The sequence below is a fragment of the Aeromicrobium panaciterrae genome, assembly GCF_031457275.1.
Taxonomy (GTDB): domain Bacteria; phylum Actinomycetota; class Actinomycetes; order Propionibacteriales; family Nocardioidaceae; genus Aeromicrobium; species Aeromicrobium panaciterrae_A.
On sequence record NZ_JAVDWH010000001.1, the window covers coordinates 2,739,440 to 2,751,290 of the forward strand.

The window sequence follows — 11,851 nt, forward strand, 5'->3', positions numbered from 1 at the left end:
GCCATGGCGACCACCAAGACCGCACGGCCCGGCTACCGTTGCGCCGACTGCGGCTGGACCACCGGCAAATGGGTTGGCCGCTGCGGCGAATGCCAAGCCTGGGGCACTGTCGACATCGCTGCTCCCGCTCGTACGGGCCGCACGCAAGCTGCTCCAGTCGCCTCACCAGCCATCCCGATCAGCCAGGTCACGATCGAGTCAGCACGTTCTGAGACGTCCGGCATCGGTGAGCTCGATCGCGTCCTCGGCGGCGGCGTCGTTCCGGGCGCTGTGCTCCTGCTCGCCGGAGAGCCTGGCGTCGGCAAGTCGACCCTGCTCCTGGAAGTTGCCGCCCGCTGGGCACGCGCTGGCAGGCGCACCCTTTATGTGTCTGGCGAGGAGTCGGCTGCCCAGGTTCGGCTTCGGGCCGAACGTACGGGCGCCGTTCACGACCTCCTCTACCTCGCCGCCGAGACCGACCTCGGCGCGCTCCTCACCCACGTCGAGACCGTCAAGCCCGGACTACTGATTGTCGACTCGGTGCAGACGATCGGCTCGGCCGATATCGACGGAGTGCCGGGAGGTGTCACGCAAGTACGCGAGGTGGCGTCCGCGGTGATCCAGCGCGCCAAGTCCGAGAACATCGCCACCCTCCTCGTTGGCCACGTCACCAAGGACGGATCGGTCGCAGGACCTCGAGTCCTCGAGCACCTGGTTGACGTCGTGCTGCAGTTCGAGGGCGACCGCAGTTCGCGCCTTCGACTGCTGCGGGCCGTGAAGAACCGCTTCGGTCCGGTCGACGAGATCGGCTGTTTCGACCTGGTCGACGACGGCATCGTCGAAGTGCCCGATCCGACCGGCCTGTTCCTGTCCCGGCACGAGACTCCGGTGCCCGGCACGTGCGTCACGGTCACGATGGAGGGCCGGCGACCCCTGCTTGCCGAGGTGCAGGCGCTGAGCGTCGAGACGCCCAACCCGTCCCCACGACGTACGTCGAGCGGCCTCGACTCTTCCCGCGTCGCGATGATCCTCGCCGTCTTGACGAAGCATTGCCGCGTCGACTTGTCCAAGCACGACGTCTACACCGCAACCGTCGGTGGCGCGCGGCTGACCGATCCATCAGTCGACCTCGCAGTTGCCATCGCCACGGCCTCCGCTCACAGCGGCAAGGCTGCACCGCCCGACCTGGTGGCCTTCGGCGAGGTCGGTCTTGCAGGCGAGGTCCGCAAGGTCAGCAACCTCAAAGTTCGCCTGCGCGAGGCCGAACGCATTGGGTTCAAACGTGCCGTCGTGCCCGCTGGATCTGAGGGCATCGACGACTTCAAGGGCGCCATGACCATCAGCGCGGTGCAGACCATCGCTGAAGCCGTGGCGTGTCTCGATTCGCCTCCTCCCTACTAACAACCTCTAGACTGTGGGCGACTCAGGTGAGGGGGTGAAGAGCCAGATGGTTACTCCTGCAGATCGTGGCGTAGAAAAGCCCGACTCAGCGGCACGGCTTCGTGCGACTTTGGCTTCTGTCGCGCCCGGAACCGTATTGCGCGAGGGTCTAGAGCGAATCCTTCGCGGCCGCACCGGCGCGCTGATCGTCGTCGGCCACGATCGCCAGATCGAAGCGATCTCGACCGGCGGGTTCCGTCTCGATGTCCCGTTCACCGCAACCGGCCTCCGCGAGCTCGCCAAGATGGACGGCGCGATCATCCTCGACAAGGATGCGAGCCGCATCCTGATGGCTGGCGTGCACCTGATGCCTGACCCGTCGATCTTCACCGAGGAGTCCGGCACCCGTCACCGCACCGCGGACCGCGTAGCCCGACAGACCAGTGTCCCGGTCATCTCGGTTTCAGCGTCGATGCACATCATCGCGCTCTACCAGGACGACCTTCGCCGGGTTCTCGAAGAAACCGCCGCCGTGCTCGGCCGCGCCAACCAGGCCCTTCAGACCCTCGAGCGCTACCGCAACCGCCTCGATGAAGTGTCCGACGCGTTGTCGGCGCTGGAGATCGAGGATCTTGTCACCGTTCGCGATGTCGCGGCTGTCGCCCAGCGACTCGAGATGGTCAGCCGCATCGCCGGCGAGATCGACACCTACGTTCTTGAGCTCGGTACCGACGGACGATTGCTTGCGCTGCAGCTCGAAGAACTCATCGGTGGCGTTGACGCCGAACGTGAGCTGATCATCCGCGACTACATGCCGACCGGTCGACGTGCACGTACGACCGAAGCCGTCCTCGGGGCGCTCGCTGACATCCCGTCGCCTGACCTCGTCGACCTCGGCACCGTCGCTCAGGCGCTGCGGATCGGTTCGGTCGACACGCTCGACAGCCCGGTCTCACCGAGGGGCTACCGACTGCTGGCTCGCATCCCCCGCCTTCCGTCGACCGTCGTCGACGGGCTCATCGAGCACTTCGGCTCACTGCAGAGGTTGCTCGCCGCGAGCATGGAGGATCTGCAGATTGTCGAAGGCGTCGGCGACCTGCGCGCCCGCGGCGTACGCGAGGGCCTCTCCCGCCTGGCGGAGTCCAGCATCCTCGAGCGCTACGTCTGATCTATTCGTCAGCCGGCTTCGTCGTGCCCTTGGGCTTGGGCGTTGTCTTGGTTTCGGTTGGCTTTGGCTTGGGCTTGGGGTTGAGCGTGAATGTGGTCTTGCCGGGTTCGCCGCCGAGGGTCCCCGCCTGGATCGTGTAGGTGCCAGGCGTCGCGAAACCTTCCTTGACCGAGCACTTGTTGCCCGAGCCGCGGCCTGACCAGCTCGCCTCAGCAAGGGTCGCCCATCCGGGTGAGATCGCAACCGGATCCGTGAGGAGCGACGTCTTGCAGACCGTCGAGTCCCAGACAGCAACCTTGTTGGCACTGATCACCACGAGCAGATCCGCAGCGGCGGGAGTCAGCGTGCACGCAGTATCTTCGGTCGAGCTGACGACCAGTCCGACCTCGACAGGACCCTTTGTCAGCTGACCGGGCTTCACAGTCGGCGTCACGCGGATCTTCTCCGCATCACAGCTGCGGGTGGCACTCGTGAGCTTGACCGTCAGGGCACCTTCGGTCGGGGCAGGAATCGAGGTGGCCGTCGCGGTCGACGTTGCCGTCGGCTCCGGCTTCGCCTTGGGATCGCCCCCACCGCCGAGGACCTTCGTACCGATCCAGATCAGCGCAATGACGAGAGCCAGGAACAGGAGTCGACGGCGCCAATAGATCTCGGCAGGCAACCGCTTCTGGCTCACAGTCTCAAACTAATGCGCTGGGGCTTCATGCGAGGATCGACTCGCCATGATCGCCGACACCGCCGACACCGCCGAGCTGCACGACAGCATCATCAGCTGGTTCGATGCGAACAGCCGCGATCTCCCCTGGCGCCGTAACGCGTCACCCTGGGCTGTCATGGTCTCGGAGTTCATGCTTCAGCAGACGCCGGTGTCTCGAGTTCTGCCGGTGTATGAGGCCTGGATCGAGCGCTGGCCGACACCCGCCGACCTCTCGAAGGCGTCAACGGGAGAGGCCGTACGCGCGTGGGGCCGCCTCGGCTATCCGCGTCGCGCCCTCCGTCTTCACGCCGCCGCAACAGCGATCGTCGAGCAGCACGGCGGCGAGGTTCCCAAATCTCACGAGGCGCTACTGGCTCTGCCAGGCATCGGCGAATACACAGCAGCAGCAGTCGCGTCCTTCGCGTACGGACAGCGTCACGTCGTGCTCGATACGAACGTTCGACGGGTATTCGCCCGCATCGCCGCAGGTCAGCAGTTCCCCGCGACGTCGCTCACATCGGCCGAACGCGAGCTGGCAACCTCCCTCATGCCTGAGCACAACGCCCATCGCTGGGCCGCCGCCACGATGGAGCTCGGTGCACTGATCTGTACTGCACGCGCGCCGATCTGCTCCGAATGCCCGGTCGCTGATCTGTGCAGCTGCCGCTGGCGTAAGGAGGGCTACCCGGCGTACGACGGGCCTCCACGCAGTGGTCAGGCCTGGGCCGGTACCGATCGCCAGTGTCGCGGGCGACTCATGGCGGTCCTGCGCGACTCGCCCGTCCCAGTGCCGAAGACCCAGCTCGACCTGGTCTGGACCGATGAGTTGCAGCGCGAGCGCGCACTCGACGGATTGGTCGCCGACGGATTGGTCGAGCCGCTCGAAGACGACCTCTACCGACTTCCGGAATGACGAAAGCCCCCACCGGAGCGGGGGCTTTCGTTCGGAACCTTACTCGGCTGCGGCTTCAACTGCCGGAGGCGTCGTAACCTCGGTCAGCTCGAGCTCAGCCTTGGCGCGACCTTCGAAGGTGAAGACGGCTTCTGCGCCCTCGCCCTCGACGCCGACCAGTACGAGCTGGCCTGCGCGCAGGTCGCCGTACAGGAGCTTCTCGGCCATGACGTCTTCGATCTCGCGCTGCACGGTTCGACGCAGCGGTCGCGCTCCGAGCACGGGGTCGAAGCCTCGCGTCGACAGCAGAACCTTGGCCTCGGTCGTGAGCTCGATGCTCATGTCCTTCTCGGCCATGCGCTTCTCCAGCGAGTCGATCATCATGTCGACCATCTGCAGGATCTCTTCCTGAGTCAACGGTGGGAAGACGATGATCTCGTCGACACGGTTGAGGAACTCAGGACGGAAGTGCTGCTTGAGCTCGATCGAGACGCGTTCCTTCATCTTGTTGTAGGAACCCGCGGTGTCGCCAGCCTGGCTGAAGCCGAGGTTGACGCCCTTGGAGATCTCACGAGCACCAAGGTTGGTGGTCATGATGACGACCGTGTTCTTGAAGTTGATGACTCGACCCTGACCGTCGGTCAGGTGGCCCTCCTCGAGGATCTGCAACAGCGAGTTGAAGATGTCGGGGTGAGCCTTCTCGATCTCGTCGAACAGCACGACGGAGAACGGCTTGCGGCGGACCTTTTCGGTCAGCTGGCCGCCCTCTTCGTAGCCGACGTAGCCGGGAGGCGAGCCAAAAAGGCGCGAGACGGTGTGCTTCTCGCTGTACTCCGACATGTCGAGCTGGATGAGTGAGTCTTCGTCGCCGAACAGGAAGTTGGCGAGCGCCTTGGACAGCCACGTCTTGCCGACACCCGAAGGTCCGGCGAAGATGAACGATCCGCCTGGACGCTTGGGGTCCTTCAGGCCAGCGCGCGTACGACGGATCGCCCGCGACAGTGCCTTGATGGCCTCTTCCTGGCCGATGACCCGCTTGTGGAGCTCTTCCTCCATGTTGAGCAGGCGGCTGGACTCAGCTTCGCTGAGCTGGCCGACCGGGATGCCCGTCGCCTTGGCGAGGACTTCGGCGATCAGGTGCTCGTCGACAACTGCGACGGTGTCGAGGTCGCCCGACTTCCACTGCTTCTCGCGCTCGCCCTTGGCGGTGATGAGCTTCTTCTCCTCGTCGCGCAGGGAGGCAGCAGCCTCGAAGTCCTGTGCGTCGATGGCGCCTTCCTTGCGGCGGCGTACGTCGGTGATCTTGTCGTCGAACTCGCGCAGCTCCGGCGGCGTTGCCATACGGCGGATGCGCAGTCGGGCTCCGGCTTCGTCGATCAGGTCGATTGCCTTGTCCGGGAGGAAGCGGTCGGAGACGTAGCGGTCACCCATCGTGGCCGCGGCGACGAGCGCCTCGTCCGTGATCGAGACACGGTGGTGCGCCTCGTAGCGATCGCGCAGACCCTTGAGGATCTCGACCGTGTCGAGCACGGACGGCTCTTCGACGAGGATCGGCTGGAAGCGGCGGTTGAGTGCTGCGTCCTTCTCGAAGTGCTTGCGGTACTCGTCGAGCGTCGTCGCACCGATCGTCTGCAGCTCGCCACGAGCCAACATCGGCTTGAGGATGCTGGCAGCGTCGATCGCGCCTTCGGCAGCACCGGCACCGACGAGCGTGTGGATCTCGTCGATGAACAGGATGATGTCGCCACGAGTGCGGATCTCCTTGAGGACCTTCTTGAGGCGCTCTTCGAAATCGCCGCGGTAGCGCGAGCCGGCGACGAGTGCGCCGAGGTCGAGTGTGTAGATCTGCTTGTCGCGCAGCGTCTCGGGGACATCGCCGCGGACGATGTCCTGGGCGAGGCTCTCGACGACTGCGGTCTTGCCGACGCCGGGCTCACCGACGAGGACAGGGTTGTTCTTGGTACGGCGCGACAGCGTCTGCATGACGCGCTCGGCCTCGTCATCGCGACCGATGACCGGGTCGAGCTTGCCTTCGCGGGCAGCCTGCGTCAGGTTGCGACCGAACTGGTCGAGAACTGCTGACGTGCTGGGTGCGCTCTCTGTCTGACCGCCGACCTGCTCGGCTTCCTTGCCCTGGAATCCGCTGACGAGCTGGATGACCTGCTGGCGTACGCGGTTGAGGTCAGCACCGAGCTTGACCAGGACCTGCGCAGCAACGCCTTCACCCTCGCGGATGAGGCCGAGCAGGATGTGCTCCGTGCCGATGTAGTTGTGGCCGAGCTGCAGTGCCTCGCGCAGGCTGAGCTCAAGGACCTTCTTGGCGCGCGGAGTGAAGGGGATGTGTCCACTCGGGGCCTGCTGGCCCTGGCCGATGATGTCTTCGACCTGGCCGCGTACGGCTTCCAGCGAGATGTCGAGGCTCTCGAGAGCCTTGGCGGCGACGCCTTCACCTTCGTGGATCAGGCCGAGGAGGATGTGCTCCGTGCCGATGTAGTTGTGGCTGAGCATGCGTGCCTCTTCTTGGGCAAGCACGACCACGCGACGAGCACGGTCAGTAAATCTTTCGAACATTTGGGCGTCCCCCTCTGCTGGACTATCAGTTCAGTTTAGTCGGGTATGGGAAACGGCGAGCCGAATGTCCATATAGTCACTCAACCGTCACCACGAGGCCGGTGTTCCGACGTTCGCTGTCGGCAGAATGGGCCTACTCGGCGCGGCTGAGCGGGAACAGAATGGCTTCGCGGATGCCAATTCCGAGCAGCAACATGACGAGGCGGTCGACGCCGAGACCCATACCGCCAGCGGGCGGCATGCCGAACTCGAGAGCCCGTAGGAAGTCTTCGTCGATGTCCATCGCCTCGGGATCGCCGGCCGCAGCGAGTCGCGACTGCTCCTCGAGCCGTTCGCGCTGGATGACCGGGTCGTTGAGCTCGGAGTAGGCAGGAGCCAACTCGACGCCGTTGATGACCAGGTCCCAAGCCTCGACGAGACCCGGCTTGGTTCGGTGCTTCTTGGCCAACGGACGTACGGCCTCGGGGTAGTCACAGACGAAGGTCGGCTGGATCAGCGTGTGCTCGACGAGCTTCTCGAACAGCTCGAGCACGATCTCGCCGGCGCCCCAGTGGTCCTGCAGCGCGACTTCGTGCTTGGCGGCGAGCGCCTTGAGGTCGGCTTCCGAGGTGTCGTTGTCGACCTCGGTGCCTGTGGCTTCAGAGACGAGCTCATGGATCGAAGCGCGACGCCAATCGGCTTCGAGGTCGATCTCGGTGCCATCGCGACCCGGTACGACCGTGCGGCCAACTGCGCGCGCTGCGTTGACCACGAGGTCACGGGTCAGCTCAGCCATGGTGTCGTAGGAGCCGTATGCCTCATAGGCCTCGAGCATCATGAACTCGGGGTTGTGGCTGTTGTCGACGCCCTCGTTGCGGAACGTCTTGCCGATCTCGTAGACCCGGTCGACGCCACCGACGAGCGCGCGCTTGAGATGCAGCTCGATCGCGATGCGCAGCAGCATGTCCTCGTCGAACGCGTTGGTGTGCGTCGCGAAAGGCCGCGCGGCAGCGCCGCCGTTGGTGTGCTGGAGGGTGGGGGTGTCGACCTCGACGTACTCGCGCTCATCGAGCGTGGCCCGCAAGGACTGCAGGACCTTGGCCTTCACGCGTACGTTCTCGCGAGCCTCGGGACGGACGATCAGGTCGACGTAACGCATACGGCTACGCGCCTCGTCCGACAGCGGGTTGTGCTCGTTGGGCAGCGGGCGCACCGTCTTGGCAGCGATCTGCCAGGTCGTGGCCTGTACGGAAAGTTCACCGCGGCGGCTGGTGATGATCTCGCCGGTCACTGCGAGGTGGTCACCGATGTCGACGTGCGACTTGAACGCGGCGAGGCGTTCCTCGCCGACCAGGTCGAGCGAGAGCATGGCCTGCAGCTCGGTGCCGTCGCCTTCGCGGAGCCGTACGAAGCAGAGCTTGCCTGTATTGCGGAGGAAGATGACGCGGCCCGTGATCGACGCAATGTCGCCAGTCTGCACGTCTGCGCCGAGACCTTCGGCGTCGTACGTGCTGACGATCTGCTTGAGAGTGTGGGTGCGATCGACGACGACGGGATAAGGGTCTTCACCGGCGTCGAGCAGCTGCTGGCGCTTGTTGCGGCGCACAAGCATCTGCTCGGGGAGGTCGTCCTCAGCCGGAGGTGTCGGGGTGGCGTCGTTCACGAGGAGCAAGCCTATCGGCCTGCGTCACTGATTCTTTTCGTGGATGAGGCGCAGGCCGGTCAGGGTCAGCCACGGATCGCGCGTTGTGATCGAGCTGCACTGGTCCAGAACGGCTTCGGGGTACGAGCCCGTCGCGATCACGGTGACGTGGTCGGGGTCGGCACCCAGCGAATCGATGATGCGCTCAACCATGCCGTCGACCAGACCAGCGAAGCCGAAGACGAGGCCGGACTGGATCGCTTCGACGGTGTTCTTGCCGATGACGTCGCGCGGTAGCGCGAGCTCGACACTGCGAAGCTGGGCGCCGCGGCGAGCCAGACCTTCCTGCGCCAGCTCGACACCCGGGGCGATGGCGCCACCGATGTAGCGGTTGGCGTCGTCGACGACATCGAAGATCGTGGCGGTGCCGTTGAGATCGACGACGATCGCCGGGCCGCCGTACAGCTCGGCCGCGGCGAGCGCGTTGACGATGCGGTCAGCGCCGACCTCGCGCGGATTGTCGGTGTGAATCGGTACGCCGGTCTTGACGCCCGGGCCGACGATCGCCACAGGCATGTCGGCGTAATAGCGGTCCTGCAGTCCACGAAGCTCGACCAGGATCGACGGGACGGTGCAGCACATGCTGACCGCTTCGACCCGCTTGACGTCGCTGTTGGCAACCAGCCCGCTGATCAACAACTCCCACTCATCGGCGGTACGGCGCTCGTCAGACGACACCTGCCAATGAGCGATCAGCTCTTCGCCGTCAAACGCACCAATCGTCGTATGACTGTTGCTGACGTCGAGGCAGAGAAGAGACATTAGACCGTGGCGAACAGCGGGTTGTCGACGATGTCACCGCGGATCAGGCCAGTGCCCGGAAGCGCTTCGGCGGGATCGCTGCCCGTGCCGATGATCTTGTTCTCGGAGTCGACGAACACGACGCTCGGCTCGAACTCGCGCGCCTCGGCGTCTTCCATCTGTCCATAGGCGATGAGGATGACGAGGTCACCTTCGTGCACCAGACGGGCGGCGGCACCGTTGATGCCGATCACGCCACTGCCGCGTTCGCCGGCGATCGTGTAGGTCACCAGTCGTGCACCGTTGTCGATGTCGACGATGTGCACCATCTCGCCCGGCAGCAGGTTGGCTGCGTCGAGCAGGTCCTGATCGACCGTGACTGAGCCGACGTAGTGCAGGTCAGCCTGCGTCACCGTCGCACGGTGGATCTTCGAGGTCATCATGGTCCGCAGCATGGTCAGCTCCCTAGCTTTGTTGCGCCAATAGTTAATGCACAGTTATCCAGAAGGCGCGGCTTGCCGACGCGGGCAGCGACGAGCAGGCGAGCTTCCTGGCCGGGCTCGGGGTCTCCGAGCTCGGGGTTGGTCAGGACGAGGTAGTCAGGGGTGATGCCGGCGGCATCAAGTACGGCGTGTGCGGCGTCCAGTACGGCGTCAGCACCTTCGGGTCCAGCGGCAACGCCAGCGCGAAGGGCCGCTGAAACGGCAGCAGCGCGTACGCGATCGTCGGCGGTCAGGTAGATGTTGCGCGAGCTCATGGCCAGGCCATCGGCCTCGCGAACGGTCGGGCAGCCGACGATCTCGACATCGAGGGCGAGCTCACGCGACATCTGACGGATGAGCGTGAGCTGCTGGTAGTCCTTCTCGCCGAACACGGCGACGTCGGGACGTACGAGACCGAACAGCTTGGCGACGACCGTCAGGACGCCACGGAAGTGGGTCGGGCGGGCGGCGCCTTCGAGGATCGAGCCGAGCGGGCCCGGGTCGACGGTGATCGTGGTGTCGAAGCCTGACGGGTACATCGTCTCGACGGCTGGCGCGAAGACGACGTCGACGCCAGCTTCGGCACAACGCTCGAGATCAGCGTCGAACGTACGCGGGTAGTCCTCGAAGTCCTCCCCCGGCGCGAACTGAGTCGGATTGACGAAGATCGAGGCGACGAGCACTTCACCGAGCGGGCGGGCGTGCTTGAGCAGCTGGACGTGGCCGTCGTGCAGGGCGCCCATCGTGGGTACAAACGCGACCGTCGCGTCGCCGACAGCAGCGGCGAGCTCAGCGCGTGTCCGCGCGATCGTGATGGACATGGTCAGATGCCTGCCGCGATCTGCGCCATGGTGTCCCAGTCGGCTTCATCGAGGACTGAGCGGATGCTGCCCGCGGTGGCGGGAGCGATACGGCCATCGGCCTCGGCGCGACTGGCTGTTGCGCGAGCGAGCTCGAGGTAAGCGTCGACGGTTGCATCGTCGACACCCGCAGCCGCGAGCGCGTCGATGTGAGCACGGATCGTGGTGATGTCGCCGCGTACGACAGGGCCTGTGAGCGCCGCATCGCCGTAGGCGAGGACGTTCTCGAGCGAAGCCGAGAGCAGCGGACGAAGAACGGCGGCGGGATCGGTCGCGCCGGCCTGACGCAGCAGGTCCATCGACTGGGCAACCAGCGTGCCCAGGTGGTTGGCGCCATGCGCGAGCGCTGCGTGATAGAGCGCGCGGTCGGTCTCGGCGACCCACATCGGGGTGCCGCCGAGAGCAGCGACGAGCTCCTCGGCGAACGGGCGATCAGCGTCAGCGGCAGTCAGACCGAAGACGCAAGTGCGCTCGAAGTCGACCGAAGTGCCGGTGAACGTCATGGCCGGGTGGAACGCGATGGCGCGAGCGCCGAGACGCGTCAGCGAAGCGAGGGCATCCGTGCCGTGGCGACCGCTGGTGTGCAGGACGTACTGGCCGGGGCGAACCGCACCGGATGCGGCGAGCTCTTCGGCAACGGCGATGAGGCTGTCGTCGGGAACGGCAATCAGGATGACGTCGCTGGCAGCAGCGACTTCAGCGGGCGTGAGTACGTCGACGCCCGGCAGCATCGTGTTGATTCGGAGCAGAGTGGTGTCCGTACGACCGGTGGCGCCCATGACGGGGTAGCCGGCGGTGCGGAAGCGAGAAGCGAGAACGGCGCCGACCTTGCCGGCTCCGATCACGCCCAAAGTTGGACGCATCATGCGCTTTTGCCTTTCGTTCCAGTCCACGGTGGGTACCAGACAAATTGACACTCTTAGTCTACGTCCGCCTCAGCGACGTCCGCACTGTTTCGGCCCTATGCCGTCGATCACACCGCCGTGGGGCGCTTCTCCCGCAGACCGAGCCACAGCAGATAGCCGCCAATGACACCATCCACACCCAGGCAGGCGAGCGGATACCAGTCCGGGACGCCCGGATTGGTGAACAAATCGTCATGGACGACGTCATAGACGGCGTGCAGCAGCCAGAAGGCCCCAACGATCACGGTCGCGTAGGGGACCTTGAACCACAGCAACGCGATGCCGGCGATGATCCAGGGCAACCCCACTAGGAGTTCCTTGCCGGCGACCTCCCCGTAACCGTCTGCCAGAGCGAACATGACGTAGATGATCGGCAGCGTGAGCAACGCGTAGGCATACATCCACGGCTCGCCGTTGATCCGACGAACGAGGTAGATCGAGGCCACGCCAAGCGCGACGCCGAGCAGAAGTCCGAACACGTCAGCATTCATGTCG

General features: G+C 65.2%; 11 protein-coding genes. 3 read left to right on the forward strand and 8 right to left on the reverse strand.

Annotation, left to right across the window (positions count from 1 at the left end; genetic code table 11):
- The first annotated feature begins 3 nt into the window (after positions 1–3).
- Together radA and disA are read left to right on the forward strand one after the other, a co-directional pair.
- Complete coding sequence (gene radA / locus J2X11_RS14040; RefSeq protein ID WP_309972114.1) at positions 4–1,380, forward strand: DNA repair protein RadA; 1,377 nt, start codon at positions 4–6, stop codon at positions 1,378–1,380.
- A 46-nt stretch (positions 1,381–1,426) separates the two neighbouring features.
- On the forward strand, positions 1,427–2,527 hold the full coding sequence (gene disA / locus J2X11_RS14045; RefSeq protein ID WP_309972116.1) for a DNA integrity scanning diadenylate cyclase DisA: 1,101 nt from the start codon (positions 1,427–1,429) through the stop codon (positions 2,525–2,527).
- A 1-nt stretch (position 2,528) separates the two neighbouring features.
- On the opposite strand, the gene J2X11_RS14050 is transcribed toward disA, so the two are convergent.
- On the reverse strand, positions 2,529–3,203 hold the full coding sequence (locus tag J2X11_RS14050) for a hypothetical protein (RefSeq protein ID WP_309972118.1): 675 nt from the start codon (positions 3,201–3,203) through the stop codon (positions 2,529–2,531).
- A 46-nt stretch (positions 3,204–3,249) separates the two neighbouring features.
- Here J2X11_RS14050 and J2X11_RS14055 point away from each other — a divergent pair, with 46 nt between their 5' ends.
- The gene (locus J2X11_RS14055) at positions 3,250–4,137 is read left to right on the forward strand and encodes an A/G-specific adenine glycosylase (protein WP_309972120.1); all 888 of its coding nucleotides are present in this window, start codon (positions 3,250–3,252) and stop codon (positions 4,135–4,137) included.
- Between the two features lie 39 nt (positions 4,138–4,176).
- Here the strand turns inward: J2X11_RS14055 and J2X11_RS14060 are convergent, their stop codons facing one another.
- The 7 genes from J2X11_RS14060 to J2X11_RS14090 all read right to left on the reverse strand — a co-directional run bounded on the left by J2X11_RS14060 (position 4,177) and on the right by J2X11_RS14090 (position 11,847).
- Positions 4,177–6,687, reverse strand: a complete 2,511-nt coding sequence (locus J2X11_RS14060; RefSeq protein WP_309972122.1) for an ATP-dependent Clp protease ATP-binding subunit — start codon at positions 6,685–6,687, stop codon at positions 4,177–4,179.
- A gap of 133 nt (positions 6,688–6,820) precedes the next feature.
- Positions 6,821–8,278, reverse strand: coding sequence for a lysine--tRNA ligase (lysS, locus tag J2X11_RS14065; protein ID WP_309972389.1), 1,458 nt, complete (start codon positions 8,276–8,278; stop codon positions 6,821–6,823).
- Between the two features lie 75 nt (positions 8,279–8,353).
- Entirely contained in the window at positions 8,354–9,130 is a 777-nt protein-coding gene (locus J2X11_RS14070) for a type III pantothenate kinase (RefSeq protein ID WP_309972124.1), read from the reverse strand.
- The gene (gene panD, locus J2X11_RS14075; protein WP_309972126.1) at positions 9,130–9,564 is read right to left on the reverse strand and encodes an aspartate 1-decarboxylase; all 435 of its coding nucleotides are present in this window, start codon (positions 9,562–9,564) and stop codon (positions 9,130–9,132) included. The genes J2X11_RS14070 and panD overlap by 1 nt, the downstream gene beginning before the upstream one ends.
- A gap of 2 nt (positions 9,565–9,566) precedes the next feature.
- A complete protein-coding gene (gene panC / locus J2X11_RS14080; protein WP_309972128.1) occupies positions 9,567–10,412 on the reverse strand; it encodes a pantoate--beta-alanine ligase in 846 nt (281 codons plus the stop codon).
- Positions 10,413–10,414: 2 nt separating this feature from the next.
- Positions 10,415–11,317, reverse strand: coding sequence for a Rossmann-like and DUF2520 domain-containing protein (locus J2X11_RS14085; protein ID WP_309972129.1), 903 nt, complete (start codon positions 11,315–11,317; stop codon positions 10,415–10,417).
- Positions 11,318–11,424: 107 nt separating this feature from the next.
- Positions 11,425–11,847 carry a hypothetical protein gene (locus tag J2X11_RS14090; RefSeq protein ID WP_309972131.1) on the reverse strand — a complete coding sequence of 141 codons (423 nt, stop codon included), beginning with the start codon at positions 11,845–11,847 and terminating at the stop codon, positions 11,425–11,427.
- Positions 11,848–11,851: the final 4 nt, after the last annotated feature.

Excerpts from the sequence above, each read along its gene's own strand:
- radA (WP_309972114.1), top strand. The coding sequence starts at position 4 with ATGGCGACCACCAAGACCGCACGGCCCGGCTACCGTTGCGCCGACTGC.
- disA (WP_309972116.1), top strand. The coding sequence starts at position 1,427 with ATGGTTACTCCTGCAGATCGTGGCGTAGAAAAGCCCGACTCAGCGGCA.
- J2X11_RS14055 (WP_309972120.1), top strand. The coding sequence starts at position 3,250 with ATGATCGCCGACACCGCCGACACCGCCGAGCTGCACGACAGCATCATC.
- J2X11_RS14060 (WP_309972122.1), bottom strand. The coding sequence starts at position 6,687 with ATGTTCGAAAGATTTACTGACCGTGCTCGTCGCGTGGTCGTGCTTGCC.
- lysS (WP_309972389.1), bottom strand. The coding sequence starts at position 8,278 with ATGCTTGTGCGCCGCAACAAGCGCCAGCAGCTGCTCGACGCCGGTGAA.
- J2X11_RS14070 (WP_309972124.1), bottom strand. The coding sequence starts at position 9,130 with ATGTCTCTTCTCTGCCTCGACGTCAGCAACAGTCATACGACGATTGGT.
- panD (WP_309972126.1), bottom strand. The coding sequence starts at position 9,564 with ATGCTGCGGACCATGATGACCTCGAAGATCCACCGTGCGACGGTGACG.
- panC (WP_309972128.1), bottom strand. The coding sequence starts at position 10,412 with ATGTCCATCACGATCGCGCGGACACGCGCTGAGCTCGCCGCTGCTGTC.
- J2X11_RS14085 (WP_309972129.1), bottom strand. The coding sequence starts at position 11,317 with ATGATGCGTCCAACTTTGGGCGTGATCGGAGCCGGCAAGGTCGGCGCC.
- J2X11_RS14090 (WP_309972131.1), bottom strand. The coding sequence starts at position 11,847 with ATGAATGCTGACGTGTTCGGACTTCTGCTCGGCGTCGCGCTTGGCGTG.